The following is a 26969-nucleotide window of genomic DNA, read 5'->3' on the forward strand; positions in this document are numbered from 1 at the left end:
GACTTTCATCAGTTTCGGTTTTTGAATGGATGAGATGCGGTCCAATCGAAGCTCGAAGAAAAAGTCGACGGAGGGGACCCATGAAGATCAGTGGCCGAGATATATTGATTCCGACCAGCATGGTCGGCAATTATCCCAATCCGCGCTGGTGGGACGCTTCTTTCGCCAGGCAGTTCGAGGGCAATCGGGAGCCGCCGGATTCGCTTAGCCGCGAAGCTTTAGAGGATGCTATCGGCGCGATCGCTAACGATCAGGAACGCGCCGGTTTGGATATTATTTCCGACGGGCGCGTGCATGGCGACAACTACGCGGACACGGCAGTGTACCACTATTTCCGCCGGCTCGGATATAATCTGAGCGGTGGTCATCTCGGCTTCCCGATCTACAGCCGCCTCCACACGGGCACGGTCGAGCAGGAGATCAAGCGCCGCGGCGCCATCATGGTCGAGCAAGCGCGCGCCTTGAAGCGCGCGACGAGCAAGCCGACGAAAGTGCAATATACCGGCGTTCAAGTTCTTGCGCAGTGCACAAACGACCTCTTCTATAAGAGCTCGCGCGATCGCGCCCTCGCTATCGCCGCCGCAATGAACGAGGACATCCGTGAAGTCGACGCGCTCGGCGTCGACTTCATTCAGCTCGATGAGTTCACCTGGCCATATTTCTTCGAGGACTGGGCCATAGAGGCGTTCAACACGGCTGTCGAGGGCGTGAAAAACGCGCGCATCGTCGTGCATGTGTGCTGGGGCAATTGGGGCGGCACGCCTGCCTATTATCCTGATGAGACCGGTAAGCCCGGCGAGATTTATGACCTGACCAAGCGTAAGGATAGCGCGAAGGCGCCAGCGGCGACTCGCGCAATCGTGCCGAAGGCCTACGAGGCTAACATAAACGTCTTGAACCTCGAGAACTGCGGTCGCCGCATCGACGACATGTCGGGCCTCGACGCCTTCAAGGAATTCCCGCTTCCCGATAATGTTGATTTTTGGGCCGGCGTCATCGACGTCAAAAGCACCATCACCGAGACCGCGACGCAGGTGGCGGAGCGCATCAATAATCTGTTGAAGGTCATTCCGGCAGACCGTCTCGGCGTGACGACCGACTGCGGCCTCATCTTACTGCAACGCTACATTGCACAGGACAAGCTGCACGCTCTCGTGGAAGGCGTGAAGCTTGTGCGTGAACAAATAAGGCAACCAATCGCGGCCGAGTGATCCTCTCACGGCGCGGCGGTAGGTACCCGCCGCGCCCCTTTGATCACGCTGGAGCCGCGCCCATGCCCGTATTTGTCATTGCATGTCCCGATTGCGGGAACGTCACGAGGACGCTCGTCCTCGCCGGCTGCCGCATGCCCGCGGAATGGGTCTGCGGCAACTGCAAAGTCCGACGCGCAACGCCCGAGCTGACGATGGCGGAGAGACACCCGTGGGAAGAGGGCCACGGGTCTGGCTGCCTGTGTTGCGGGCCTGCGGCGGCGTCCGCGCCGACGTGTGCTCCAATAGACGGCTAGACAATGGGCGAAGCTGTTTACGATTACATCATCGTCGGCGCGGGATCGGCCGGCTGCGTGCTCGCGAACAGGCTGACCAAGGACCCGAATTGCCGCGTCCTGCTACTCGAAGCGGGCGGTGAAAGCGACTCGCCGCTCGTTCGGACGCCGGCGCTGTATGGAAGCTTGCAGGACAGCGCTTTCGACTGGGGCGACCGCACGCCGCCGCAAGCAAATTTGAATGGAAGGCGGGTTTTCCTGCCGCAAGGCCGCGCGCTCGGCGGGTCGAGCGCCATCAACTACATGATCTACATTCGCGGCAATCGCAGAGATTATGATGGATGGGCGGCTGCGGGCGCGCAGGGCTGGTCGTACGAGGACGTGCTGACCTATTTCCGCAAATCGGAAGGAAACCGTGATTTTTCGGACCGCTTCCACGGCGTCGACGGGCCGCTCGCAGTCTCGAGTCACAAGCCCGGTTTGCTCGTCGAGCGATACTTCGTGGCTGGAAACGAGATTGGCCTTCCGTTCAACCCGGACTTCAATGGAGAAACGCAGGAAGGCTGCGGCCCTTTGCAAGCGACGCTCGCGGATGGCGTGCGATGCAGCGCCGCGGACGCATTTCTTGCGCCAGCGCGCCGTCGCAAGAACCTGACGACACTGACGCACGCGCGCGCGACGCGGTTGCGCTTCGACGGACGCCGCGCGGTCGGCGTCGACTATGTGCGACTCGGCTCGGCCGAGACCGCGCGCGCGGAGAGCGAAGTCATTCTCTCAGCGGGCGCGTTGCGGTCGCCGCTTTTGCTCATGCTTTCGGGCGTTGGGCCAAAGGCGGAACTCGACAGGCAGGGCATCGACGTCCGCGTCCATCTGCCTGGCGTCGGGAAGAACCTGCAGGACCATCTGCATACGCGGGTCAGATGCGCGATCACGCAGCCGCTGACCTTTGGCGGCCTCGATGAAACGCAGAAGGCGGCGGCGCGGCGGCAATATGAAAAGGACCGAAGCGGGGCGCTGGCGTCCAATTTTCTGGAGGCCGGCGCTTTCGTGAGACTTCGGGAAGCAAGCCCCGAGTTGCAGCTTTTCTTCCTGGCCCAGCTCGCGGCCGACTATCCGGAAGCAGGGCCGACCAATCGACATGGACTGACGTTCACCGCCTATGTCAATCGCCCGCGCAGCCGCGGCTCCGTCTCGCTCTTATCGGCGGATCCGCTCGACCGCCCGTCCGTCGATTGCAACTACCTTGCAGATCCCGACGATTTGAGACTCGCCATCGAGGGCGTGCAATGCAGCTTGCAGCTTCTCCACGCCAAAGCGTTCGACGATATTCGCGGCGAGGAGATTGCGCCGGGCGTTGTTGCGGCGAGAAGCCTGGCGGAAATCGAAGCGTTTGTGCGCCGCACAGCCTCCACGACCTGGCATCCGGCGGGAACTTGTAAGATGGGCGACGACGACATGGCCGTCGTCGACTCGCAACTTCGCGTGCAGGGCGTCACGGGACTGAGGATCGTCGACGCCTCGGTGATGCCGACGATCGTCAGTGGGAACACCAACGCGCCGGTTATCATGATCGCCGAAAAGGCTGCCGACATGATCCGCAGCCAGTCCGCGGGGGCCCCATGACGTCGCCGCGCGAAATTCGAACCGAGCCGGACAAGCGGCGCACTCTGGACGAACTTGCGTCCATGGTCCCCGACGGCGCCGTCGTCGCGGTTGGCGGCGGCCTGTCGTCTCGCGAACCCATGGCGCTCTTGCGCGCGCTGCTGCGCAGAGGGGCGACGGGTCTGACGGTCGTCGGTTCGGCGCATGGCATCGACGTCGACCTTCTCTGCGCGGGCGGCGCCCTAGCGCGTTCCGCCGAGAGTTATGTCGGTTTCGAGCAGGATTTCGGCCTTGCGCCGAATTACCGCCGCGCCCTCGAATCCGGCGCGGTCGAAGCCGCGGACAGTTGTTGTTATACTCTGGTGCAGCAATTGCGCGCGGCGATCCAGGGATTGCCGTTCATGCCGATACGCTCCGTGCGCGGCACGAGCTTTATGACGCTGCACCCGGAATACAGGCTCATGACCTGCCCATTTACTGGAGAGGAGTTGCTTCTCGTTCCGGCGCTCGAGCCAGACGTCGCGTTGATCCATGCCCAATATGGGGACGAGAAGGGCAATCTCGTCATTCAAGGGCCGCCGGTCGCCGACCTGCTTTTCGCACGCGCGTCGAAACTTGTTTTGGCGACCGTGGAGAAGATCGTTACGACGCAGGACCTGCAAGGCATGCCCGGCGCTGTTCTTCCCTATTTCTACGTCGCAGCAATCTGCGAAGCGCCGATGGGCGCCCATCCGACAGCATGCTATCCATTCTACGGATACGACCGGCCGCATACGGCGCTCTACCACGCGGCGGCGCGTGCAGGCGCTGAAAGCTTCAAGAGCAACTACCTCGACGTCTTCGTGCACGGCGCCGCGTCCCATGACGCCTATCTTGCACGCATCGGCGGAGAGGCCACGCGCGCGCGGCTTGCGTCCTGGGCGAATGGCGACGACGCCTGGATGAACCTCTATCGCGACGAGGCGCCGGCATGATTGCAAGCTGCACTCTCGGCGAAATGATGATCACGGCGTTGACGCGCACCATACAGGACGGCGAGCTCGTCTTTCACGGTTTTGGCTCACCCCTCGTGCAACTCGCGATGCATGTCGCCAAGCGCACGCATGCGCCGCGCATGGGGCTCGTCGCCGGTGCCACTTACGGGGTCGACCCCGCGCCGCGTTTCCTGACGCCCACATCCAATGACTGGGCCATGGATCAGGGCGCGGCCGCTTCGCTCGGCATCGAAGAATTGTTCGATCTCGCAGCGGCCGGGCGGCTTGGGCGGATGTTTCTTTCCGGTCTGCAGATCGATCGGTGGGGCAATTGCAATGTGACGGCGCTCGGCGCGCCGCGCATGGCGATGAAGCTTCCGGGCGGCGGCGGCGGCGGCAATCTCTCATGCGATGCGCAACGCGTCACCCTCTGGACGCCCGCGCATCGCGCCGAGACCGATGCGAAGGGACGACGCCGCTTTCGGCTGGTCGAGGCTTGCGACTTCATCACAAATCTCGGCCACCGCGACGCTGCGGGACGGCCCAGAAAGGCATATGGCCATCGCGGCCGCGGCCCGCAGTTTTTGATTACAGAGCTCGGTCTTTTCGATTACGAGGCGGATGGGCATATGCGCCTCGTCGCGCTTTATCCCGACACAACGATCGAGGACGCGCAGGAAAACACCGGCTTTGCGCTTCCGATGGCGGATCGTGTCGGCGTCATCGCGCCGCCGACGCGATCCGTCGTCGATCTGATCCGCAAGCTCGATCCGCTGCGCGTGCACGAGAAGGAAATCCGGCCGTTGGATTTGAAGCGGCGCTTCGACCTCGTCGAGCAGCGTGAGGAGCGCGCGTAATGAGAGAGCGGCTTGCCTGCGCGCCGATCTATCTGGACAGGCTCAATGTCGTTCCCCTGCCTTACCGTGGCGTCAGCGTGCAGCCCTATGCCGGCGACATGACCGAAGCGGCAATCGTCGGGCATCTGCTGGGCCGCGAAACTTATCGACGCACGGAATTCATTGTTCTTTGCGGACCCGATTCCCGGCACGCCGTCGTGGCCGTGAGCGCGCGGGACCGCGCGCCGCTGTTTTCGCCGATTATGGGCGTCGAAGTGCTGGGTCTCCCCGAGACGTGCGTCTACGTCCGTGATCCTGAGACCGATTGCGGCAACCGTTCGGCGCTGGCGCGGCTGGCGCTCGAACATAATGTCGGCGCCGATCGCACGCTCATCTGCGAAGGCAAGTTCGACCACGTGAATTTCATCCACCATCCGCGGCCTCTCATGCTGCGTGTGGTCGAGGTCACGCCGCCGGAGCCTCCCAAGCTGTTCGATCTGGTGCGCCACGTGCTCAGCTATGCCGATCTGCCGCCCATCGTCCCGATCCTCGAGCGCATCGAACTGACCTCGCTGGTACGAAGCGAAACGCCCGCGGCCTTTCTCGTACCCTGCCGATCCGGCGGCCTCGACGATCTCGGCGCGCCGATCCACTATCTCGACGAGCGGCCGCCGGCGCGCGAAGCCTGGACATTGATCGGCTGCGAACGAAGCCTTCAGTTTCACCGACACTATTACGGCGACGAGCCGCCACGTATCGAAATGTGTCCGCGCGTCATCGCCGGAGGACGAAGCGAGCCGACTATTCTGAAATGCTGTTTGCTCGAGTTCGACATCGAGCGCGACGGGGGAACGCTAATCGTGCCGTGGGGAGCGGACCTGCCGATGGTCGAACGCGCCCTCCGGGCGCTGTCCCAGCATTTGGAGGCGCAGTCGTGAATAGCCTCGACTCCGCCTGGAAAGGCGTCTGGTCGCTCGATGCGATCGTCAACCGACGCTTGCGCCGGCCGCGCGTCGCCGGCGTGACCATGGTGATCGACACCGGCCTCGGCCTGTCGGCCATGCGCGATATACTCGACCTCGCGGCCCACCATATCGACCACTGGAAATTCGGCTTCGGGACGACGGCCCTGATGCCGCGCGCTGCGCTCGAAGCAAAGCTTTCATTGCTGCGCAGCCACAATATTGTGTCCTATCCGGGCGGGACCCTTCTCGAGGCGGCCGTCGTGCAGGAGCATTGCCGCGTCTTCATGACGCGCGCCGCCGAACTCGGATTTGAAGCCGTTGAAATTTCCGAGGGCACGATCGACCTCCCCGGGGAACGCCGCCGCAGGATGATCGATTGCGCCAGAAACGCCGGATTGCAGCCGATCACAGAGGTGGGACGAAAGGATCCGGCCCGACAACCCGTCGCCGACGAACTTGCCGCGCAGGTCCTGCGCGATCTCGAATGGGGCGCGAGATGGGTGATCATCGAAGGAAGGGAGAGCGGCCAAGGCGTCGGAATTTACGATCGTGCGGGCGACATTCGTTCTTCCTATCTGGATGAGGTGACGCGGCTCGTCGGGGACGCTGCGTCCCGCATGATCTGGGAGGCTCCGCTACGCGCGCAGCAGGCCTATCTCGTCTGTCGCTTCGGCGCCAATGTGAGCCTCGGCAACATTCCCCCTCACCAGTGTCTGGCGCTCGAGGCGCTACGCTGCGGCCTGCGGTTCGAGAGCTTCGCAGCCGTCGCCAAGCATTCGAGGGACGCCGGGGTTTGGGACCCCGCACGCCTCGAAGACGGAACTCTTTCATCAACTGCGAGCGACGAATGAGCGACGATCCGTGCGCTGGGGCGCTGGAGATCGGCGAGCGCCTCTCACAATCGCCATCGGCGCGCCTCGTCGCCCTGGCGTTCAGCGAGGAACTCGACGCACAGATGGGCCTTGCCGAGATGGTCGGCTGGGTCGATCTCGCCCACACGCTTTGCCGCGCCGACGCCGGGGTCATTCCGCAGGCGCCGGCGCGCGCGCTGATCGGCGCGCTGCTCGACTTGCAACGGGCCGGAGATTTCGTACCCCGTCCCGAATTTGGGGATCTCTACACGAATCGGGAAGCCTGGCTGACGCGCAAGACGGCGGCCGCAGGCTGGCTCGGGGTCGCGCGCGCAAGGCGCGAAGCCTTGACAACGGCTTATCATCTGAAGGTCTGCGACGCGCTTTGCAATCTCTGCGACGCGCTCGGCGTCGCCATCGAGGCGTTGAGCGCTGTCTCCTTGCGCCACAAGGACAGTGTGATGCCCGATTACACCTATTTGCAGGCCGCGCAACCGACGACATTCGGGCATTACGTTCAAAGCTTTGCTTGGCCGTTACTGCGCGACTCCGATCGGTCGATCGAGCTTTACGCGCGCATGAACCAATGTCCCGCGGGCATCGGAAGCGCCAATGGCTCGGTAATCACGCAGGATCGGCGAGCGATTGCAAGGCGCCTGGGTTTCACCGCGCCGGTGCGGCACGCGCGCGACGCCATGTGGATGCACGATCTCGCCATCGAGGCCTGCGCAATCGCCGTCTCAGCGTGCGTTAATGTCAGTCGCCTCGCGGAAGATTTGATGATCTTCGCGAGCGCCGAGTTCGGCTTCGTTCGGCTGGCCGACGGCCATTCTCGCGCCAGCAAGATCATGCCGCAGAAGCGCAACCCCTTCGCTCTCGCTTTTGCGCGCGCCACGGCCAATCGACTCCTTGGCGTGCAGGCCGGGGTTGCCGCGGCGGGGCGCACGCCGTCCGGGCAGATGGATAATCGCCTGTATGCTTACGGCGCAATCCCTGAGGCTTTGCGCGCCGCGGGAGAGGCGGCTCTGCTCGTGGCCGAATGCGTCGACGATCTCGAATTCAACCAGAAGCGCGCCTTGCAGGCGCTCGAAGATCGCGGGGTCTGCGCCGCCGACCTTGCTGAGCGACTTACCGCGGAAGCCAAGATCGACTATCGGCGCGCGCATGGCGCGGTTGGTCGGCTCGTTGCAAATCTGGAGGCGCAAGGGCGGACGCTCGCGGATGCGACGCCGGAAGACCTGGGCGCCGCGCTGCGAAGCGCCGGGGCTGGAGAGGAAGTCATAAACACAGCAGACATACTCGCCTGCGCGCTCGATGTGACGGGTTGCGTGGGGGCGCGAAAAGACGTCGGATGCGCCTCTCCGAAGGAAGTGGCCGCGATGGCGGAAGAATTGAGCAGAGCGGCGCGCGAGCGCCGGGGACAGATTGCGCAGAGGCGGGCCGACCGGAAGGCCGCAATCGATGCGCTTTTCGCCGAGGCGCGCAGCTTTGCGGGGGATGCCCGATGACAGGCTGGTCCTTTGCCTCCGCGATTTATGGCGGCGCCTGGTCCACGCCCGAGATGCGCGAGCTTTTCGACGACATTCCGCGCACCCGCAAATGGATCGAGCTTCTTGCCATCCTTGCGGAAGTTCAGGCCGAGCACGGCGTGATTCCATCCGACGCGGCGCAGGACATAAAGACAACCTGCGCCTCGCTGTGCGTTGACGATGACTTTCTGGCTGAGTGTCGCGACGGATATCAAGCGACCGCGCATTCGACGGCTGGTCTCATCGCCGCGGTTGCGCGTCGTTGCGCGTCGTCTGGTTCCGAATGGTTTTACTTTGGCGCCACCGTGCAGGATGTCGCCGACACATGGCTCGTGCTTGCCCTGCGCGCCGCTCGTCGTCTGCTCACTGACGATCTTGAGCGCGCGATGACAGCTTGCGAAGCCCTATGCCGGCGTCACCGACATACAATCATGCCCGGGCGGACGCATGGCCAGCAGGGCCTCCCGATCACCTTCGGCTTCAAGGTCGCCGGTTGGCTTGCGGAGTTACGCCGCCATCGAATGCGCTTCAACGAAGCCGCCGCCCGCATGGATGTCGGTCAGCTTTGTGGCGGCGTCGGCAGCCTTTCGGCGCTCGGGACGGATGCGCTTGCGCTGCAACAGCGCTTCCTGGAGCGCGTAGGCCTCGCGGTCCCCGATATGTCCTGGACCGCAAGCCGGGATCGATATGCCGAGTGGGGGCAACTTCTCGCGCTCGTGTCGGCAACCGCCGACCGCATTGGCCACGAGATATACAATCTCCAGCGCGATGAAATCGGCGAGTTGCGGGAGGCGGCGCTCGCCCATAACGTCGGCAGCATCACCATGCCGCACAAGCGCAACCCCGAGACGGCGGAGCATCTCGGAACATTGGCCCGCGTCGTGCGCGCCAATTCGAGCCTGCTGCTCGAGAGTCTGGTGCATGATCACGAGCGCGATGGACGGTCCTGGAAAGTAGAGTGGAACGCGATTCCGGAGCTGACCATGGCCGCCGGCAAAGCCCTTTCGCTCCTAGCCGCCCTGCTCGAGACTGTCGAAGTCGATGCAGAACGCATGCGCGTCAATCTCGCGGCGAATGGCGGTTTCGCTCTTTCGGAAGGCGTGATGGTTGCGCTCGCGCGGCGCATCGGCAAACCCGAGGCGCATCGGCTGGTGATGTCCCTTTCGGCTGTCGCGCGGGCGGAGGGCCGCTCCTTCCCGGACGTCGTCGCGCGTGACGAGACCATACGGTCGCATCTTGGCGACGACGAAATCGCGCGGCTGCTCGATCCATCCGCGCAGACGGGTCAATGCGTCGCGCTCGTCGATCGTCTGCTTGCACAGAAGGCGTCGACATGACGGGATGGGCTACGCGACTGGACGCTCTGCCACGGCTGTCGCTTATCCCCGAGCCGACGCCCTTGCACGCGGCGCCGCGATTGTCCGCTGCGCTCGGCGGTCCGAGACTTTGGTTCAAGCGCGACGATCTGATCCCCGTCGCCTTTGGCGGTAACAAGGTGCGCGCGCTCGACCTCGTCGTAGCGGACGCCCTTGCAAAAGGCGCGGATACGCTGGTGACGGGCGCGGGCGTTTTGTCCAATCACGTGCGCGCAACCGCCGCGATCGCATCACTTGAGGGGCTCGCCAGCCGCATGGTTTATTGGGGCGCGCCTTCGCCGCGCGCCGAAGGCAATCACCGCCTCACGGTCATGCTCGGCGCGGTTATTCGATTCACTGGCGACGCGGATCGCGCCTCGGTTGACGCCGGCCTGGAACAGGCCGCCGCCGATATCCGCTCGCGTGGCGGGCGACCCTATGTGATCCCGCGCGGCGGCGCCTGTCCGCTTGCGGCGCTCGCCCACGCGCTCGCCGTGCGCGAGACCATGGCGCAATGCGCGGCGCTTGGCGTGTCGCCCGGATGCGTCGTCATGCCTGTTGGCGGCGCAGCGACGCTCGCAGGTTGGCTGCTCGGGGCCGCGCTGTTCGCCGCCCCATGGCGGATCGAAGCCTTTACGGTGAGCAGGCCTGCATCGGAAGCGACGGCGCAGGCGCGCCGTCTCGCGGCGGCGAGCGCGGCGCTGATCGGCAGTGACGTCAACGTAGACTCCGTGGCGTTTCGCGTTCACGACGGCTTCATTGGCGCGGGCTATGGCGTTCCGTCGCGCGAGGGACAAGAAGCGATCGAGACGACTGCCCGCGCGCAGGCGATCTTTCTCGATCCCGTCTACACCGGCAAGGCAATGGCGGGCTATTGCGCCCTGTGCGCGCGTGGCGCTTATGCAAGCGCGGACGACGTTTTGTTCCTCCACACCGGCGGGTCGCCGGCGCTTTTCACAACCGGCATGGAGGCGTCATGAGCGATTGGCGCACAGCTTTGTTCAACCCGCGCCGCGTGGCGGTTGTCGGCGCGTCGGCCACGCCGGGCAAAGCCGGCGCGCTGTTCCTGAGCAACCTCGCTTCCGCCGAGTCGGGCTTTGCCGGAGACGTTATCGGCATCCACCCGAGCGCAACCGAACTCCTCGGCCGTCCGACCTTTCCGCGTCTCGACGCGGCGCCGGCGCCTGTCGATCTCGCCATCGTCGTGACGCCGGCCGCGTCGCTCCCATCGGTTATCGAGGATTGCGGCCGCGCAAGCATACCCGTCGCCGTCGTCATTTCCGGCGGCTTTGCCGAAACAGGCGCGGAAGGCGCCCTCTTGCAGCGAAAGGCGATCGAGGCCGCGCGAACACATCGCGTTCGGGTCGTCGGACCCAATTGCTTCGGCGTTATCAATGCGCATTGCGGGCTCAACGCCTCGCTTTCGATCGGACTTCCGCGAAAAGGCGGCATATCGCTCGTCACGCAGAGCGGCGCCTATGGGATGGCCGCTTATTCGCGCTCGATCGACGAGGGCATGGGATTCTCGAAAATCGTGGCGCTCGGGAACAAGGCGGATGTCGATGAAGCGGATATCATCGCCTATCTCGGCAGCGATCCCGAGACGCGCGTCATTGCGCTGCTGCTCGAGTCGTTTCGTGATGGCCGTCGCCTTTTCGAGACCATTGCAGCGATAACGTCGTCCAAGCCGGTCGTCGCGCTGAAGACAGGCAGGAATCCTTCGGCGCAACGCGCGGCTGCGAGTCATACGGCGGCGCTTTCGAGCGACTCCGTGGTCGCCGAGGCGGCGCTGCGTCAAGCTGGCGCGCATGTCGTCGACGACGGATTTTCGCTGCTCGAGGTCGCAGCGTCTCTCGCTCGTCAGCCGCCCTTGCGGGGGCGACGGATCGCCATCATCACCAATTCGGGCGGCGTCGGCGTCGAACTGACCGATCTACTGGAATCGCACGGCCTCGCCGTTCCGGAACTCTCGCCGGAGCTGCAGCAGAAAATTGCACAGACGCTGCCGCCGCATGGATCGCCCGCCAATCCGATCGACGTGACGACCGATTGGGCGCGATTTCCGCAGATGTATGGGGCTGCGGTCGAAGCGCTCATGAGGAGCGACGAAGTCGACGCGGTTGTTCCCGTGTTGCTGCAACGCTCCGCGCTCATGCCGGAAGTGGGCGACGCGGTTGCGGTCGCGCTTCGCAAGTCTCGGGATGCAGGGTCGCAAAAGCCGCTTCACATTTGCTGGGTCGCGCCAAGGGCGGCCGACGCCAATCGCGCGCGCCTGCTCGAGGCTGGAATACCGTGTCATCTGTGGCCGGCGGGGACCGCCTCGGCGCTCGCCGCGACCACCGCACGGGCCGCAGATGCGCAACCAAATACGATTGCCGCTCCGAGCGCGGCGCCGGCGCTGTGCGACGCGGATGGCTGGGCGCCAACGCCTCAGGCATTTTCACTGCTCGCGCAGGCGGGCTTCCCCATCGCGCCGTTCGTCGTCGTCTCATGCGTCGAGGAAGCGGCGGCCGCTGCGGAACAGATGGGCTTCCCGGTCGTCCTCAAAGCGGAGCGCCCTGGATTGGTCCACAAAAGTGACCAGGGCGCCGTGCGCCTCGGTCTTGCCGACCGTGATTCAGTCGTCGGCGCTTTCATGGATTTCAGCCAAAGGCTCGGACCGGGACCGGCGCTCCTGCAGCGGCAGGCGAAGCCGGGCCTTGAACTCGTCATCGGCGGCCGACGCGATCCCTCCTTCGGTCCGATCGTGCTCGCCGGTCTGGGGGGCGTTTGGATCGAAGCCTTCAACGACGTCGGCGTCCGTTTGGCGCCGATCGACATAGACGAAGCCGTGCGCATGGTGGAGAAGCTGAAAGGGCGGAGGCTTTTCGAAGGGTTCAGAGGCGCGCCGCCGATCGACATTCTAATGTTCGCGCGCCTTCTGGCCGACGTCTCCCAATGGTTCGCCGCCGCGAGCTGGCTCGACGAACTCGACATTAATCCGCTGATCGCATCCGGCGACGGATTCAAGATTGTCGATGTGCGCATGCGAGTCTGCAACGCGGGGGGGCGTTCCCATGCGTGAAAGGCTGAAAAACAAGAAGCCCGGCTTTGCAACGCGCGATTCACGAAGGCCAGGAGGCGAGCAATTTCTTGGGCGCTCTGACCCCTCCGGTGTTCATGACGTCCACCTACGCCTTTCCGAGCGTCGAAGAAGGAGAGGCGATTTTCCGCGGCGAAGCGCATGGCTACGGTCGCACCCCCGCAATCCGATTTCTTGGGCTACGGGCGATAAATAACCAAGCTAGATCAATAGGGTATCTGTATTTTTAAACGATCGAGCGTAGTGACCTCTTCGCGACGTTTCGCGACTCATCCGCTGTTAGCCGCTCGGCAGAGCGTTACCGAGACACGCTAGAACGAAATCAGCGCGCGCCGATACCGTGGACCTCGGCAAGCTGATTACATCGTACCCGAGGGCGGGAAACGCCCTCATCAAGCGATCATATTCTGCTTTTGCAGCGTCCAATCCGTGCCGGCGATCCGCGTCCCTCACGTAAATTTCGGGCCAGGGCGGAGCCATGAAAGCGCGGTGATGGTACCGATTGGTCATGCAAAGTGATCGGGAGATCGGCTCTCCCGTCAGAGCCTCCAAGGCGGATTCCGCGTCCACGAGACCGCGATCGAAGAACACCCATCCTTCATGAGCTGCTGCAGAGGCGCGGTCAGCTAAAGCCGCATCTATGGCGCGGCGAAGAAACGCCGCCAGATCGACCCAAGGGAGAGCCGTGCCCCCGGCTGCCAATTCTTCATTCACAATGCGCCGCCCTGGTTCGTCCACCACGGCATATCCACGATTGCTAAGCTCAGCCAGCAGGGTCGACTTTCCGCCGCCAGAACAGCCAGAGATCATCACGAAACGATCACCCAAGGAAGCGCGTTCCTTTATCTTTTTAATTCAAACGGATTGAGTGCTCGGACCCCAAACGCCTCAAAATCCCGCACATTCCGCGTGACTACCGTCAGCCCGTGCACCATCGCGGTCGCGGCGATCATCGCATCTTCTAGCAAATCGTCCGAGCGGCGGTGCATCAGGCGCGCCCAGCAGCGGAAGGCGGCGGCGTCCATGGGCAGCACATTGTAGGACTGCGCTACAAGCTCCAGCCAGTTTTCGATTTCGCGCGCCTTCGCCTCGTCGCGCTCGCGGGTGATCTCTATGCCCGCCTGAATTTCGCCGATGGTCACGACGCTGAGGCGCAGGTCGGCGTCGTCGACGCTTTCGAGCCACGCCAGCACCGCCCCGTGGGGCTTCGGGCGACGAAGCTCCGAGACGACATTGGTGTCGAGCAGATACATGCGTTCAGTCGATCTCGACCGGCGAGCGGCGGCGCCGGGCCCCGCGCTTGGGTATAAGCAATTCGCCCCGTGGCGCTGGCGCGAGAAGGAGTTCCTTGAGGCTCGGCCGCGCCGCCTGTTGCAGGCGCCGCCACTCCCCGATCGGGGCGAGCACGGCGGTTTCCGCGCCCCGCTTCGTGACGATCTGCGGGCCTTCCTTCAGGCAGGTCTCAAGCAATTCACTGAACCGCGCCTTGGCGTCCTGCACTGGCCAGCTACTCATCGGCTGCTTTCTCTCGAACTAGTCAGATAACTAGTTAGCACATGCTCATCCGATGTCGAGAGCCGTCGCCGCTCCAGCGTTCAACCCCAAGTCGACTTTCCCGCCTCGCTTCTGTAAGGAAGCCTCTGCCAGAGATCGCCGACAAGAATCTGTAATACTGGGTCGCTAACCCGCCTGTGCGGAACTCTTTCCGCTGCGAGAGCCTGTCGGCCGAACGCCCCCACGAACCGAGGGAGAGTGGATTTTGCGCATTGCGATGATTGGCAGTGGTTACGTGGGTCTCGTGTCCGGGGCGTGTTTTTCGGATTTCGGCCATACGGTCGTTTGCGTCGATCTCGACGAGGCGAAAATCAAAGCGCTCGAAGCGGGCGTGATGCCGATCTACGAGCCGGGGCTCGAGCAGCTCGTCGAACGCAACGTCCGCGACGGGCGTCTAAGCTTCTCGACTGATCTCAAAGCCTCCGTGGCGGGCGTTGACGCGGTCTTCATCGCGGTCGGCACGCCCTCGCGTCGCGGCGACGGCCATGCGGATCTTTCTTACGTTTTCGCGGCCGCCGCCGAAGTCGCGCGCGCCGCGACTGGGCCGCTCGTCGTCGTGGATAAGTCCACCGTGCCGGTCGGGACCGGCGACGAGGTGGAGCGCATCGTGCGTGAGGCGCGCCCGGACCTGCAGATCGACGTGGTCTCCAACCCGGAGTTCCTGCGCGAAGGCGCGGCAATCGAGGATTTCAAGCGGCCCGACCGCGTCGTGCTCGGCGTTGAGAGCGAGCGCGCGCGAGAGGTCATGGGGGCGATCTATCGCCCGCTCTCGCTCAACGGCCTGCCGATGGTCTTCGTGGCGCGCCGCACGGCGGAGCTGATCAAATACGCCGCCAACGCCTTCCTCGCGGTCAAGATCACCTTCATCAACGAAATCGCCGATCTGTGCGAGGCGACGGGCGCCAATGTGCAGGATGTCGCGCGCGGCATCGGCCTCGATAAGCGCATCGGCTCCAAGTTTCTGCATGCCGGGCCGGGCTATGGCGGCTCCTGCTTCCCGAAGGATACGCTGGCGCTGGTCAAGACTGGCCACGACTTCGAGGCGCCCGTTCGCATCGTCGAAACCGTGGTCAGCATCAACGATCAGCGCAAGCGCGCCATGGGTCGCAAGATCATCGCGGCCTGCGGCGGCTCGGTGCGCGGCAAGACGATCGCGCTCCTGGGCCTGACCTTCAAGCCCAATACCGACGACATGCGCGACGCGCCGTCGCTCGCGATCGTGCAGGCGCTGCTGGACGCGGGGGCATCCGTGCGCGGCTATGATCCCGAGGGCATGGCGCAGGCGAAGGCGCTCATGCCGACGATCGACTATGCCGGCAACGCCTATGATTGCGTGACGGGCGCTCATGCCGTCGCGCTGGTGACGGAATGGGACGAATTCCGCGCCCTCGATCTGGGCCGGGTGAAGGAGCTGCTCGCCGAGCCGATACTGGTCGATCTGCGCAACGTCTATCCGGTGGCCGAGGCCGAGCGTTACGGCCTGCGCTATGTCAGCATCGGCCGGCCGGTCTGAGTTGAGGGCAAGGGGACGGGCGCCGCTGGGGCGTTAGATTCCCGCGGCCCCCTCCCCAACCCTCCCCCGCTTCGCGCTATCGGATTCACACATCGTAGAAGGTCAGCGCGGCTCCGAACTTTATTCGTCGAAAGTCGTCGAGGCCCTGGCGCATTACTTTGGGGCCGGGCTTTCCGTAATAGGCGGTCCAGCCGCCGAGCCTGGCGACGACCCAGGCGGCGAAGGCGAGGCTGCCTTTGCGGTGGGGGTTCTTCTGGCGGGCCGTCGCGCCCTCGAGCTTGGCCGAGACGGCCTCCAGCAGCGCTTCGTCCTCGGGCTCGAAAGCGTCCGTCAGCAATTGGTCGGTCGCGCCGTCGCGCGCCTTGACCAGTTGCATGACCGTCACCGCGGCGACCGCCGTCGCCGCCACCAGCTTGATCATCACTTTCGGATCGCGGATGTCGGCCTGCTCGATCTCGAAGCCCGCCGTCTTCAGCGTGCGGAAGAATTCCTCGATGGTCCAGCGCATTCGATAGAGGTCGATCACCCGGCGCGCCTCGGCCAGGCTCGTCGCCGCATGGGTCGTGAGAAGCCGCCAATGAATGGGCGCGACGCCCTCCGCGGCCCCGACCTCGCGCACGTCGACCAAAGTCACGCCGACCGTGTCCGGCAAGTCGCGCGCGCCGTGGCGCGGCTTGCGCAAAGTGACCGGCGAGACGCGGACCGCGAGCGCCGCCTTGCGCGCCTTGCGTCCCGGAGCCGCCGGGATCTCGGCGACGAAGCGGCCCGTCTCGGCCAATCCGTCGGCGAAGGGGAACAAAAGCTCGATCGCATCCTCGCCGTCTGCGGCGATCGTCCGGTTCTGGCAGGCGCGCAAGATCAGCTCGACGCCGCCCGGACGCTGCGCGAGATGCGCGTAGATGTCGCTCTCCCGATCCGAGACGACAGTGATCCGCTTCGCCGCCGCGAAATCCTCGCGCGCATGCGTCGCCACATCGAGCCAGCGCTGCGATTCCTTGTCCGCGAGCGCGCGCGAGCGCCGCGCCGCGACCTTGGCCCCCGTGTCGCGGTTCCAGACCTCGGCATGAGCGAGGCCGAGCAGCGCGCCCGTGCCGGCGTCGAGCGCCAGGGCCGCGTGCAGCAAAAGGCCGCGCGTCCCGCCGCCCTTGCCGACCGGCCCATAGCCGTTCGCCTGCGCGCGCTTGCCGCCGAGCGCCAGCTCGCTGGTGTCCTGCGCCACCACTATGTCGCGACCCGCCGCCCGCGCCGCTGTGAGCCCGGCGGCGTGCCGCGCCATCTCCTCGGCGGTCACCGCAGGATTGCGCAGGAAGCGCGCGAGCCGCACCTCCTGCGCCCGCCGCCCGCCGGCGATCCGACGGATGCGCGCGCACGGCCGCGCGACGAGGCCCCGATGCAACGAGACCCCCCTTTTTCCAGGCGGCGGTCGCCGAACCGCCCCAGTCCATACGAAATCGCCATGCCCCACCCCGCGAATCAATACGCGACCCACGGAATCAAACAGACCCCACCGAGGCAATCACGATGTGTGCATTCGATAGCGCGAAGCGGGGGAGGGACAGGGAGGGGGCCCATTTTTTTGGGTAAACTGGTCGTCCGCCGGCTTATCTGTGTTATGCCCGCGGGTGTTCCGGAGAAAACTGAAAAAATGTCCTTCTCGCTCGCCATCATCGGCCGGCCCAATGTCGGCAAGTCGACGCTCTTCAACCGGCTGACCGGCAAGAAGCTGGCGCTGGTCGACGACCGCCCCGGCGTCACCCGCGACCGCCGCGAGGGCGAGGCCAAGCTCGCCGATCTGCGCTTCACCATCATCGACACGGCCGGGTTGGAGGAGGGCGCGGCGGCGACGCTCGAAGGGCGCATGCGCGCCCAGACCGAAAACGCCATCCTCTCCGCCGACGCCATTCTCTTCGTCATCGACGCGCGCGTCGGCGTCACGCCGGACGACAAATATTTCGCCGATCTCGTGCGCCGCGCCGCCAAGCCGGTGATCCTCATCGCCAATAAGGCGGAAGGCAAGGCGGGCGAGGCGGGGGCTTTCGAGGCCTATTCGCTGGGCCTGGGCGATCCCGTGCCGCTTTCCGCCGAGCATGGCGAGGGCATGAGCGAGCTCTACGCGGCGCTGCGCGAGGCGCTGCCAGAAGAGACCGCCGAGCCCGCCGAGGAAGAGGAAGAGCAGGACGAAAACCTCTATGACGACGAGGAGGACGGCAGCGATCTCGACGTCACCAAGCCGCTGCGCATCACCGTCGTCGGGCGGCCCAACGCCGGGAAATCGACGCTGATCAATCGCATTCTCGGCGAGGAGCGGCTGCTGACCGGCCCCGAGGCGGGCATCACGCGCGACTCGATCGGCGTCAATTTTCTGTGGCGCGACCGCAAGATCAAGCTCTTCGACACGGCGGGCCTGCGCAAGCGCGCCAAGGTGATCGACAAGCTGGAAAAGCTTTCAGCCGCCGATGCGCTGCGCGCCGTGCGCTTCTCGGAAGTGGTGGTGTTGCTGATCGACTCGACGATCCCCTTCGAGAAGCAGGATTTGACCATCGCCGATCTCACCGCGCGCGAGGGCCGCGCTTTCGTGATCGGCCTCGGCAAATGGGATTTGATCGAGGACAAGAACGCGACGCTCACAAAGCTGCGCGAGGACGCCGAGCGGCTGCTGCCGCAGGTGCGCGGCTGCCCGGTCGTGCCGGTCTCCGGCGCGACGGGGCAGGGGCTCGACAGGCTCATGGAGGGGATCGCCGCAACCCATGAGGTCTGGAACAAGCGCATTGCTACCTCGCGCTTGAATCGTTGGCTGCTGCAAACGGTGGAAGAGACGCCGCCGCCCGCCGTCTCGGGCCGGCGCATCAAGATCCGCTATATGACCCAGGCGAAATCGCGCCCGCCGCATTTCGTGCTGTTCGGCAATCAGCTCGAGGAATTGCCGTCGAGCTACGAGCGGTTCTTGATCAACGGGCTACGCAAGGCTTTCGATCTGCCGGGCGTGCCGATCCGCATTTCGAGGCGGGCGGGGGATAATCCCTTCGCAGGCAAGAAGCGGAAAGGCTGAGCGCCAATCCTTCAGCCGCAGAGCTGGCCCCCAAACGAAAACGGGGTCGCCATGGCGACCCCGGAAGCGCTTCCAGCTCGCGCCCGAAGCATTCGATCTAACTCAGGCGGACAGCGCCCGGACGATCGACGGCGCCTGGGTGATAAGCGCGACAATGAGAGCAATGACGCCCAGAGCGATGAAAAGGGGCTTCATTTTGGAAGGCTGGTTGGGAAGCGACATCGTTTTTTCCTTTGGGCCGCATTTTTGGACCGTGCGTTTTTCAGCACGCAGCACGGCTAGGCTAAAGGGTGCTGGAAGTAAATCTGAGACCGAGCCAAAATAAGCGGCATGCTGCGCGATCCCCGCGGTATTTTTCAAAAATCCCTCAGCTTCGCAGAGTTCTCCGCACTGCTTCGGCGAAGGCGCGGCTAATTGCCGCGTCCTTCGCGAAGGCGATCCTGAGCGCTCTCGGCAGCTCCAGTTGCACGCCGGCGCCGAGGCGCCCCTTGTTGCAAATATTCGCCGGATCGCGACCCGCGAGCGGATGCCCTTCTCCGACAGCTTTGGCTTGGAATCCGCTGACTGTCAGCGCGGCGCAGATGGCGTCGCGCAATTCCTCGTGCAGACCGCCGACCCAGACCGTCGCCGGGTCCGCGCCGTTCTTGCGCCCATGCACGCCGACCACGATCTCCGAACGCGCCGCCAGCAGCAGGGCTTGCGGCTCGTCGAAGCGCGTCGAGGTGATGTGCAGCCCGTCGCCTTTGGCGCGCAGCGTCAGGCTCTCGAAACAGTAGAGCGAATGCGTCCTCCCGGCGATGGCCGTTGCAAGCTCCGATGTGCCGGGCTCGATGAAGCCGCCATGCGGCGCGAGGATGGCGATGGGGGAACGCCGCGCCGTGAGCCGGATGCGGTAGTGCATGTCCTTGATCTCGCGCGCGGCGAGCGCCGTGAAGCTGTGATATTGGTCGGCCATCAAAAGAAATTAGCGTCGCGAGAAGAGGTTTGTCATGACTGTAAGGCCCTCGCCCGAAAAGCTTCTCGCCCTCGGCATGTCGTTCTGGAACGCCAAAGCGCTGCTATCGGCCGTGGAGCTCGGCGTTTTCGACGCGCTGGCCGAAGGCCCCGCCGATCTCGAATCGCTCCGCACGCGGCTCGGCCTCCATGAGCGCTCGGCGCGGGATTTCTTCGACGCGCTGGTCGCTTTGAGGCTGCTGGAGCGTCAGGATGGCGACTATCGCAATGCGCCCGACGCCGATTTCTTCCTCGTGCGCGCCAGGCCCAGCTATGTCGGCGGGCTTTTGGAGATGGCCAACGCCCGGCTTTACGAAAGCTGGGGCCATCTCACCGAGGCGCTGAGGACCGGCCGACGCCAGAGCGAGAATAAGGACGATAGCGACTTCTTCGCGGCGCTCTATGCCGATCCCGCAAGGCTGCGCGGCTTCCTCGCGGCGATGAGCGGGGTGAGCGCCGGCGCCGCCAACGCCATCGCCGGTAAGTTTCCGTGGAAAAACTATAAAAGCTTCGTCGATGTCGGCGTGGCGCAGGGCATGGTTCCGGTCACCATCGCGCGCGCCCATCCGCATTTGAGCGGCGGCGGCTTCGACCTGCCGCCGGTGGGGCCGATCTTCGAGGAATTCGTCGCCGCAAACGGACTGTCGGAGCGGCTGCAGTTCCACGCGGGCGATTTTTTCAAAGACGCGCTGCCGCAAACGGATGTGATCATCATGGGGCACATCCTCCACGACTGGGATCTCGAGCAGAAACGCCTCCTCGTGAAAAAGGCTTATGACGCCTTACCCGCTGGCGGGGCGCTCATCGTCTACGAGGCGCTCATCGACGACGATCGCCGCCAAAACGCTTTCGGCCTGCTGATGAGCCTCAACATGCTGATCGAAACCCAGGGCGGCTTCGACTACACCGGCGCGGACTGCCAGGGCTGGATGAAGGAGGCGGGCTTCAGCGAGACGCGCGTCGAGCATCTGGTGGGCCCCGACTCAATGGTCGTGGGGATCAAACAGGCGGAGTGAAAAAGGGCTGGCGAAAAGGGCGGGAAAGGCGCCGCGCGTCGCCAGATTTCAGTTGGACGACGGCTCAGTTTTGAATTATTCTAAGAATGCGTCGCGGGGCCCATGCGCTCCGTTACGAAATTTCTCCTTGGAGGCAATAATGGCAACGCTCAAGGGCAGCAAGACCGAAGAGAACCTGAAGGCCGCCTTCGCCGGCGAATCGCAGGCGAACCGCCGCTATCTCTATTTCGCTCAAAAGGCCGACGTCGAAGGCTACAATGACGTCGCCACCGTGTTCCGCTCCACCGCGGAAGGCGAGACCGGCCACGCCCACGGCCATCTGGAATTCCTCGAGGTCGTCGGCGATCCGGCCACGGGCCTGCCGATCGGCAAGACCGCCGACAACCTCAAGGCCGCCGTCGCCGGCGAGACCCACGAATACACCGACATGTATCCGGGCATGGCCCGCTCGGCCCGCGAAGAGGGCTTCGAGGAAATCGCCGACTGGTTCGAGACGCTCGCCAAGGCTGAGCGCTCCCACGCCGGCCGCTTCCAGAAGGCGCTCGACGAGCTGAAATAAGCTTTTCGAAGAATTCCCTCGTCGCGCATGGGGCGTCGCGAGACGCCTAAGTGCGGCGGGGGTGAGGGGCCGGGCTAGCCCCAGTTCCTCTCGCTGGCCCCTGACGACCAGCCTCTCCCCGTTTTTATGGGGAGAGGCCAAAACGCGGCTTCAAGCAGGACGATCATGAGAGAAGGCAGTCTCGAGGCGCCAACCAGACTTCCTCTGGATTGGGAAAATCCCGATTTCTATGACGAGGCGAAGCTCGACGCGGAAATGCGCCGCATCTTCGACATTTGCCATGGTTGCCGCCGCTGCTTCAATCTCTGCGACAGCTTTCCGAGGCTCTTCGATCTTGTCGACGAATCTGCGAACGGCGAGCTCGATACGGTCGACAGCAAAGACTTCAAGAAGGTCGTGGACGCCTGCACGCTCTGCGACATGTGCTTCCTCACGAAGTGCCCCTATGTCCCGCCGCATGAGTTCAATCTCGATTTCCCGCATCTGCTGCTGCGTTACCGCGCGGTCGAGGCGAAGAAGAATGGCGTCGGCGCCGCCGATCGCGCGCTGACGGAGACCGATCGTAATGGCAAATGGGCGACGCTGATTTCGGGCGCCGTGAATTGGGCGACGCGCCGCGGCAGCCCTATGCGCGGGTTAGAGGAGAAAGTCGCGGGCATTGATCCGAACGCCGAGCTGCCGAAATACGCCAGCCAGACGCTGGAGGCGCTCGCCAAGGCCAATCCGCCCGCGCGCAACGAAGCCGGCCCGGCCAAGGCCCGTAAGGTCGCTCTCTACGCAACCTGCTATGGCGATTACAACGACACCTCGATCGGCGTGGCGGCGCTGGCGGTGCTCGCGAAAAACGGCGTCGAGACCAAAGTGGTCTATCCGGGCTGCTGCGGCATGCCGAAGCTGGAGCAGGGGCTGCTCGACGAGGTCGCCGATGGGGCGCGCAAGGTCGCCGCGGCGCTGGCGCCCTATATCGACGAAGGCTACGACATTGTCGCGCCGGTGCCGTCCTGCGCGTTAATGCTGAAATTCGAATGGCCGCTTATTCTGCCGAATGACGCGAGCGTGAAGCGCCTCGCCGAGGCGACTTTTGACCTGTCCGAATATGTCGTCGACATCGCCAAGAAAGAGGGGCTCGCCGAAGGCATGGCGCCTGTCGAGGGCGGGGTCGCCTTCCATATGTCCTGCCATTCACGCGCGCAGAACTTCGGCCAAAAGGGCGCGGAGCTGCTGCGGCTCATTCCTCAGGCCGATGTCGCAGTGGTCGAGCGCTGCTCGGGCCATGGCGGCGCCTGGGGCTATAAGAAGGGCAATTTCGAAACCGCCATGAAGGTCGGCAAGCCGGCCATGCGCCAGCTCGACACCGCTGGCAAGAAACATGTGGTGTCGGAATGCCCGCTTGCGGGCATCCACATCGAGCAGGGGATCGAAACGCTCGCTGGCGACAAGCCGAAGCCCGAGCGGGTGAGCCACCCGATCGTGCTGATGGCGCGGGCCTATGGCGTCGCGAGCGAGTAATAAGGGCCGCTGGGGTTTTTCCTCATCCTGAGGAGCAGCCGAAGGCTGCGTCTCGAAGGGGAGGAAAAACGGATTGCCAATCTTGCCTCGCCCTCGTGCTTCGAGACGCGCCTTTGGCGCTCCTCAGCATGAGGGCTCAAGGTTACGGAGCACCAAGACGATGACGAACCGTCACGAAATCACCCGAGCCGACATTCTCCCCTGGGCGGAATACGCCAGGACGCGCGCGGAGCATCGCAAGCGCATCACGGCGATCAAGCGCAACCGCCGCGTCGAGGTCGGGCCCTTCGTGACCTTCTATTTCGAGAGCTTCGACACGATGTGGCTGCAAGTGCAGGAGATGCTGCACATCGAGCGTGGCGGCGACGCGCAGATTCCCGAAGAGCTCGCCGCCTATAATCCGCTCATCCCCAAGGGGCGCGAGCTGGTCGCGACCTTTATGATCGAGATCGACGATCCGCTGCGCCGCGCCCGCGTGCTGGCGGGGCTGGGCGGCGTCGAGGACGCCGCCTTCATCGAGATCGGCGCCGAGCGCGTCATCGGCAAGGCGGAGACCGACCAGGACCGCACCACCGCCGACGGCAAGGCGAGCAGCGTGCAGTTCGTGCATTTTCTCTTCACCGACGCGCAGGTCGAGGCCTTCCGGCAGCCGAATGCACGGGCGATCCTGGGGCTCTCGCATCCGAACTACAGCCATATGGCGGTGATGTCGGAGGCGACGCGCGACGCGCTCGCGGCGGATTTCGCTTAGCGCGCTTTCCGCCCCGCATGGAATCATGCGAGCGATGAGAAAGCGCGCAGAGTCAAAAGTCTCACATCCGGCGCATGTCTTTCGGCTGGCATCGCCAGCTTGTGCAGACGTGGATGGTCTTTCCAGTATCGAGGGCGCACGCGCGCCTCGACAGGCAGATCGCCACTGCGGATGAGCCGCAGTCGGGCGCATGGGCGTGTCTAAAGCAAGCGCGCTTGCTTGGCAGATGCCACGCGGCGGCGTCCGGGATGTGAAGGGGGACGAAGGCGAGCGATAATGCGGCGAGCGCGGATATAGTCTTGATCATGGGGGGCTCCTGATCAGATTTGCTCGCGCCCCGGCGCTTCGTCAAGGAGCGGAGCCGCAGGCTGGGGAGCGACCTCATCGTGACGAGGAGCCGACGAAGGCGGCGTCCCGCAGGGCGAGGAAGTTGCGAAGGGCGCGGCTTGCCGGTAATCCCATCGGCAAACCAATTCCTCTAGAAACGAGCCGCTCTTGACCACCGCCACCACCCGCGACCCTGTTTCGCGGCGACGCACTTTCGCGATCATCTCGCACCCGGACGCCGGTAAGACCACGCTCACCGAAAAGCTCCTGCTTTTCGGCGGCGCCATTCAGCTTGCCGGCGCGGTGAAGGCCAAGCGCAACGCCCAGCAGACGCGCTCGGACTGGATGAGCATCGAGCGAGAGCGCGGCATTTCGGTTGTCACCTCGGTGATGACCTTCGAATATGCCGACTGCGTCTTCAACCTGCTCGACACGCCCGGCCACGAGGACTTCTCGGAAGACACCTATCGCACGCTCTCGGCCGTCGACGCGGCGGTGATGGTGATCGACGCGGCCAAGGGCATCGAGGCGCGCACGCGCAAGCTGTTCGAGGTCTGCCGCCTGCGCGACATTCCGATCGTCACCTTCGTCAACAAGCTCGACCGCGAGGGCCGCGATCCCTTCGAGCTGCTCGACGAGATCGAGAAGACGCTGGCGCTCGACACCACGCCGATCACCTGGCCCATCGGCGGCGGCAAGAATTTCGCCGGCACCTATCGTTTCGCGACCAAGACGGTGCGCCAGATCGACAAGGACGCCGACCTGTTGCAAACGAACGGCCTCGATGATCCGTTGTTCGATACGCTCCTGCCCAACGCGGCCGACGCTTGGCGCGAGGAGGCGATGCTGGCAGAGGAGGGCTCGAAGCCTTTCGACCTCGCGGCCTTTCGCGAGGGGCATCTCACCCCCGTCTTCTTCGGCAGCGCGCTGCGCAATTTCGGCGTGCGCGATCTCATCGACGCCATGGCCGAATATGCGCCGAGCCCGCGCGCGCAGGAGGCCGATAAGCGCGTCGTGCAGGCGAATGAGCCGAAGATGAGCGGCTTCGTCTTCAAGATCCAGGCGAATATGGACCCCAACCACCGCGACCGCATCGCCTTCATGCGCGTCTGCTCCGGCAAGCTCACGCGCGGCATGAAGGCGAAGCTCATTCGCACCGGCAAAAACATTCCGATCAACGCGCCGCAATTCTTCTTCGCGCGCGACCGCTCCATCGCCGACGAGGCTTATGCGGGCGACGTCGTCGGCCTGCCGAACCATGGGCAATTGCGCATCGGCGATACGCTGACCGAGGGCGAGGATATCGTGTTTCGCGGCGTGCCGAGCTTCGCGCCGGAAATCCTGCGCCGCATTCTTATCTCCGACGCGATGAAGGCGAAGAAGCTGCGCGAAGCCTTGCAGCAATTGGCGGAGGAGGGCGTCGTGCAGGTCTTCACGCCGCATGATGGCTCCGGCTCCATCGTCGGCGTCGTCGGCGCGCTGCAGCTCGACGTGCTGGCGACGCGGCTCGGCGCCGAATATGGCTTGCAAACGCGCTACGAAACCTCGCGTTTCACCATCTGCCGCTGGATCACTTCCGACGAGCCCGCGAAGCTCAAAAGCTTCGTCGACTCGAACGGCTCCAGCATTGCCGACGATCTTGATGGCGCGCCGGTGTTCATGAGCACCTCGGCGTTTCAGCTCAACTATGACGCAGAACGCAATCCGGCGATCAAGTTCTCGGATGTGAAGGACTATCAAAAGAGCGCAGCGTAACACTCTTTCCGTTTGGACAGCTCGCGTTGGGACTTGTCATACGAGATCCGCTTGATTGGGTCGGCGTCGCTGGAAATCACCGCCGTCATTGCGAGGAGGCGAAGCCGACGAAGCAATCCAGGGCCGCATCGCTGCCCTGGATTGCTTCGCTTCGCTCGCAATGACGGGCTCTGGGCAAAACCAGCGCTATTTTGCTCGTGTCATTCCCGATCGTTCGCTCGAGCGAGCGTCGGGAACGGCAGCTAACCAATCGAGCGGATCGCGTATTATCGCTCGCCTGCAAGCTTCGTAGCGAAAAGGGCGAGCGTCCGCGCATAGACCCGCGACTGGTTCCATTCGAGAAAGACGGGGAAGTTGGGTTCGCCTTCCGCCCAGCCGGCGCCCGCCTGCCAGCCTTTGCCGCGCAGGAAATTCGCGGTCGAGGCAAGCGCGTCGGGCGTCGAACGGATGAGATCGCGCCTGCCGTCGCCGTCGAAATCGACCGCGTATTTGAGATAGGAAGACGGCATGAACTGCGTCTGCCCGATCTCGCCGGCCCAATCGCCGCGCATGCGGGCGGGCGACATGTCGCCGGATTGAACGATTGTGAGCGCGTCGTTCAATTCCTGCGTGAATTGCGGCGAGCGTCGGCAGTCATAGGCGAGCGTCGCCAGCGCCTGCAGTGTTTTGAAGTTGCCGTTGTCAGCGCCAAAGCCCGTCTCCAGGCCCCAGATCGAGATCAGCACAGGACCGGGCACGCCGTAGCGGGCTTCGATCCGGCGCAAGAGATCAGCATGGCGCTGAAGCAGCTCGCGACCCCGCGCCAGCCGGGAGGGCGTGATCAGCCGGGCGGCGAATCTGTCGAAGCTGAGCTTGAAGACCTTCTGCGCGCCGCGGTCGCGCGAGATGATGGCGCGATCATAGGCGACGTCGGCAAGCGCCGCATCGAGCGTCTTTTGTGAAATCCCCTTGGCGGCGGCTTCCTGCCTGAAGTCATCGAGCCAGGCGCCGAAGCCCGTCGCCGAGCCGCCGCAAGAGGCGGCGCGCGTTGGAAGCGGCGAGATCAGCATAAGGAGGAAAGCAAGAGGAAATAACTTGAGCATTCTTCGTGTTCCCACGGTTTTCAGCAAGTCTAGGCTAATGTCCCGTTCGACTCTCGGGCAAGCCGCAATGCTCCAATCCGCTCGATTTGCACCCGCGCGTTTAAAGCAGTGCTTTCGCTTGCACAAAGCCCTCAATGGCTGTGTTTCAGCTTATCAATGCTGGTTTCACGTGGATATTTCG

The 26969-nt window shown here is 64.2% G+C and carries 24 protein-coding genes; 17 read left to right on the plus strand and 7 right to left on the minus strand.

Going from position 1 to position 26969, the window contains the following annotated elements; translation table 11 throughout:
- Window positions 1-80 precede the first annotated feature (80 nt).
- From QNA11_RS02070 to QNA11_RS02115, 10 genes are all read left to right on the plus strand, one after another.
- A complete protein-coding gene (locus QNA11_RS02070) occupies window positions 81-1211 on the plus strand; it encodes a cobalamin-independent methionine synthase II family protein (RefSeq protein WP_281928347.1) in 1131 nt (376 codons plus the stop codon).
- A gap of 299 nt (window positions 1212-1510) precedes the next feature.
- Window positions 1511-3109 carry a GMC family oxidoreductase gene (locus QNA11_RS02075; RefSeq protein WP_283481778.1) on the plus strand — a complete coding sequence of 533 codons (1599 nt, stop codon included), beginning with the start codon at window positions 1511-1513 and terminating at the stop codon, window positions 3107-3109.
- Entirely contained in the window at window positions 3106-4062 is a 957-nt protein-coding gene (locus QNA11_RS02080) for a CoA transferase subunit A (protein ID WP_283481779.1), read from the plus strand. Before QNA11_RS02075 ends, QNA11_RS02080 begins: the two co-directional genes overlap by 4 nt.
- Entirely contained in the window at window positions 4059-4919 is an 861-nt protein-coding gene (locus QNA11_RS02085) for a CoA transferase (RefSeq protein ID WP_283481780.1), read from the plus strand. The genes QNA11_RS02080 and QNA11_RS02085 overlap by 4 nt, the downstream gene beginning before the upstream one ends.
- The gene (locus QNA11_RS02090) at window positions 4919-5836 is read left to right on the plus strand and encodes an XcbA family protein (protein WP_283481781.1); all 918 of its coding nucleotides are present in this window, start codon (window positions 4919-4921) and stop codon (window positions 5834-5836) included. Before QNA11_RS02085 ends, QNA11_RS02090 begins: the two co-directional genes overlap by 1 nt.
- Window positions 5833-6714 carry a phosphosulfolactate synthase gene (gene comA / locus QNA11_RS02095; protein WP_283481782.1) on the plus strand — a complete coding sequence of 294 codons (882 nt, stop codon included), beginning with the start codon at window positions 5833-5835 and terminating at the stop codon, window positions 6712-6714. Before QNA11_RS02090 ends, comA begins: the two co-directional genes overlap by 4 nt.
- Window positions 6711-8222 (plus strand): 2-phosphosulfolactate phosphatase XcbC, encoded by a 1512-nt coding sequence (gene xcbC / locus QNA11_RS02100; RefSeq protein WP_283481783.1) that lies wholly within the window; start codon window positions 6711-6713, stop codon window positions 8220-8222. The genes comA and xcbC overlap by 4 nt, the downstream gene beginning before the upstream one ends.
- On the plus strand, window positions 8219-9580 hold the full coding sequence (gene xcbD, locus QNA11_RS02105; RefSeq protein WP_283481784.1) for a 3-sulfopropionylcysteine synthase XcbD: 1362 nt from the start codon (window positions 8219-8221) through the stop codon (window positions 9578-9580). The genes xcbC and xcbD overlap by 4 nt, the downstream gene beginning before the upstream one ends.
- Entirely contained in the window at window positions 9577-10578 is a 1002-nt protein-coding gene (gene xcbE, locus QNA11_RS02110) for a coenzyme M biosynthesis enzyme XcbE (RefSeq protein ID WP_283481785.1), read from the plus strand. Before xcbD ends, xcbE begins: the two co-directional genes overlap by 4 nt.
- Entirely contained in the window at window positions 10575-12662 is a 2088-nt protein-coding gene (locus QNA11_RS02115) for an acetate--CoA ligase family protein (RefSeq protein WP_283481786.1), read from the plus strand. The genes xcbE and QNA11_RS02115 overlap by 4 nt, the downstream gene beginning before the upstream one ends.
- 297 nt (window positions 12663-12959) lie before the next feature.
- On the opposite strand, the gene QNA11_RS02120 is transcribed toward QNA11_RS02115, so the two are convergent.
- From QNA11_RS02120 to QNA11_RS02130, 3 genes are read right to left on the minus strand one after another with little or no spacing between them, the layout of a single operon-like run.
- Window positions 12960-13490 carry an AAA family ATPase gene (locus QNA11_RS02120; protein WP_283484147.1) on the minus strand — a complete coding sequence of 177 codons (531 nt, stop codon included), beginning with the start codon at window positions 13488-13490 and terminating at the stop codon, window positions 12960-12962.
- 32 nt (window positions 13491-13522) lie between these two features.
- Window positions 13523-13933, minus strand: a complete 411-nt coding sequence (locus QNA11_RS02125) for a type II toxin-antitoxin system VapC family toxin (protein ID WP_283481787.1) — start codon at window positions 13931-13933, stop codon at window positions 13523-13525.
- 4 nt (window positions 13934-13937) lie between these two features.
- Window positions 13938-14195, minus strand: coding sequence for a type II toxin-antitoxin system Phd/YefM family antitoxin (locus tag QNA11_RS02130; RefSeq protein ID WP_202073720.1), 258 nt, complete (start codon window positions 14193-14195; stop codon window positions 13938-13940).
- Window positions 14196-14439: 244 nt separating this feature from the next.
- Here QNA11_RS02130 and QNA11_RS02135 point away from each other — a divergent pair, with 244 nt between their 5' ends.
- On the plus strand, window positions 14440-15747 hold the full coding sequence (locus QNA11_RS02135) for a UDP-glucose dehydrogenase family protein (protein WP_283481788.1): 1308 nt from the start codon (window positions 14440-14442) through the stop codon (window positions 15745-15747).
- 85 nt (window positions 15748-15832) lie between these two features.
- On the opposite strand, the gene QNA11_RS02140 is transcribed toward QNA11_RS02135, so the two are convergent.
- Window positions 15833-17143: an IS4 family transposase gene (locus QNA11_RS02140; protein WP_283481789.1), complete on the minus strand. Its 1311-nt coding sequence runs from the start codon at window positions 17141-17143 to the stop codon at window positions 15833-15835.
- 249 nt (window positions 17144-17392) lie between these two features.
- Here QNA11_RS02140 and der point away from each other — a divergent pair, with 249 nt between their 5' ends.
- Entirely contained in the window at window positions 17393-18796 is a 1404-nt protein-coding gene (gene der / locus QNA11_RS02145) for a ribosome biogenesis GTPase Der (protein ID WP_283481790.1), read from the plus strand.
- Window positions 18797-18898: 102 nt separating this feature from the next.
- Here the strand turns inward: der and QNA11_RS02150 are convergent, their stop codons facing one another.
- Window positions 18899-19156, minus strand: a complete 258-nt coding sequence (locus tag QNA11_RS02150; protein WP_283481791.1) for a hypothetical protein — start codon at window positions 19154-19156, stop codon at window positions 18899-18901.
- Between the two features lie 7 nt (window positions 19157-19163).
- Entirely contained in the window at window positions 19164-19751 is a 588-nt protein-coding gene (locus QNA11_RS02155; RefSeq protein ID WP_283481792.1) for a poly-gamma-glutamate hydrolase family protein, read from the minus strand.
- 34 nt (window positions 19752-19785) lie between these two features.
- On the opposite strand from QNA11_RS02155, the gene QNA11_RS02160 reads away from it, so the two are divergent.
- From QNA11_RS02160 to QNA11_RS02180, 5 genes are all read left to right on the plus strand, one after another.
- Entirely contained in the window at window positions 19786-20805 is a 1020-nt protein-coding gene (locus QNA11_RS02160; RefSeq protein ID WP_283481793.1) for a methyltransferase, read from the plus strand.
- A 139-nt stretch (window positions 20806-20944) separates the two neighbouring features.
- A complete protein-coding gene (locus QNA11_RS02165) occupies window positions 20945-21364 on the plus strand; it encodes a rubrerythrin family protein (RefSeq protein ID WP_165051722.1) in 420 nt (139 codons plus the stop codon).
- A gap of 165 nt (window positions 21365-21529) precedes the next feature.
- Window positions 21530-22873: a heterodisulfide reductase-related iron-sulfur binding cluster gene (locus tag QNA11_RS02170; RefSeq protein WP_283481794.1), complete on the plus strand. Its 1344-nt coding sequence runs from the start codon at window positions 21530-21532 to the stop codon at window positions 22871-22873.
- 160 nt (window positions 22874-23033) lie between these two features.
- The gene (locus QNA11_RS02175; RefSeq protein ID WP_283481795.1) at window positions 23034-23624 is read left to right on the plus strand and encodes a DUF3501 family protein; all 591 of its coding nucleotides are present in this window, start codon (window positions 23034-23036) and stop codon (window positions 23622-23624) included.
- Window positions 23625-24119: 495 nt separating this feature from the next.
- On the plus strand, window positions 24120-25706 hold the full coding sequence (locus QNA11_RS02180; protein WP_283481796.1) for a peptide chain release factor 3: 1587 nt from the start codon (window positions 24120-24122) through the stop codon (window positions 25704-25706).
- A 266-nt stretch (window positions 25707-25972) separates the two neighbouring features.
- Here the strand turns inward: QNA11_RS02180 and QNA11_RS02185 are convergent, their stop codons facing one another.
- A complete protein-coding gene (locus tag QNA11_RS02185; protein ID WP_283481797.1) occupies window positions 25973-26788 on the minus strand; it encodes a lytic murein transglycosylase in 816 nt (271 codons plus the stop codon).
- Window positions 26789-26969 lie beyond the last annotated feature (181 nt).

It is taken from the genome of Methylocystis sp. JR02 (assembly GCF_030063565.1).
GTDB lineage: Bacteria > Pseudomonadota > Alphaproteobacteria > Rhizobiales > Beijerinckiaceae > Methylocystis > Methylocystis iwaonis.

Bases quoted from the DNA above. Each gene is read 5' to 3' on its own strand.
- QNA11_RS02070 (WP_281928347.1), top strand. From the start codon at position 81: ATGAAGATCAGTGGCCGAGATATATTGATTCCGACCAGCATGGTCGGC.
- QNA11_RS02075 (WP_283481778.1), top strand. From the start codon at position 1,511: ATGGGCGAAGCTGTTTACGATTACATCATCGTCGGCGCGGGATCGGCC.
- QNA11_RS02080 (WP_283481779.1), top strand. From the start codon at position 3,106: ATGACGTCGCCGCGCGAAATTCGAACCGAGCCGGACAAGCGGCGCACT.
- QNA11_RS02085 (WP_283481780.1), top strand. From the start codon at position 4,059: ATGATTGCAAGCTGCACTCTCGGCGAAATGATGATCACGGCGTTGACG.
- QNA11_RS02090 (WP_283481781.1), top strand. From the start codon at position 4,919: ATGAGAGAGCGGCTTGCCTGCGCGCCGATCTATCTGGACAGGCTCAAT.
- xcbC (WP_283481783.1), top strand. From the start codon at position 6,711: ATGAGCGACGATCCGTGCGCTGGGGCGCTGGAGATCGGCGAGCGCCTC.
- xcbD (WP_283481784.1), top strand. From the start codon at position 8,219: ATGACAGGCTGGTCCTTTGCCTCCGCGATTTATGGCGGCGCCTGGTCC.
- xcbE (WP_283481785.1), top strand. From the start codon at position 9,577: ATGACGGGATGGGCTACGCGACTGGACGCTCTGCCACGGCTGTCGCTT.
- QNA11_RS02115 (WP_283481786.1), top strand. From the start codon at position 10,575: ATGAGCGATTGGCGCACAGCTTTGTTCAACCCGCGCCGCGTGGCGGTT.
- QNA11_RS02120 (WP_283484147.1), bottom strand. From the start codon at position 13,490: ATGATCTCTGGCTGTTCTGGCGGCGGAAAGTCGACCCTGCTGGCTGAG.
- QNA11_RS02125 (WP_283481787.1), bottom strand. From the start codon at position 13,933: ATGTATCTGCTCGACACCAATGTCGTCTCGGAGCTTCGTCGCCCGAAG.
- QNA11_RS02130 (WP_202073720.1), bottom strand. From the start codon at position 14,195: ATGAGTAGCTGGCCAGTGCAGGACGCCAAGGCGCGGTTCAGTGAATTG.
- der (WP_283481790.1), top strand. From the start codon at position 17,393: ATGTCCTTCTCGCTCGCCATCATCGGCCGGCCCAATGTCGGCAAGTCG.
- QNA11_RS02155 (WP_283481792.1), bottom strand. From the start codon at position 19,751: ATGGCCGACCAATATCACAGCTTCACGGCGCTCGCCGCGCGCGAGATC.
- QNA11_RS02160 (WP_283481793.1), top strand. From the start codon at position 19,786: ATGACTGTAAGGCCCTCGCCCGAAAAGCTTCTCGCCCTCGGCATGTCG.
- QNA11_RS02165 (WP_165051722.1), top strand. From the start codon at position 20,945: ATGGCAACGCTCAAGGGCAGCAAGACCGAAGAGAACCTGAAGGCCGCC.
- QNA11_RS02170 (WP_283481794.1), top strand. From the start codon at position 21,530: ATGAGAGAAGGCAGTCTCGAGGCGCCAACCAGACTTCCTCTGGATTGG.
- QNA11_RS02175 (WP_283481795.1), top strand. From the start codon at position 23,034: ATGACGAACCGTCACGAAATCACCCGAGCCGACATTCTCCCCTGGGCG.
- QNA11_RS02185 (WP_283481797.1), bottom strand. From the start codon at position 26,788: ATGCTCAAGTTATTTCCTCTTGCTTTCCTCCTTATGCTGATCTCGCCG.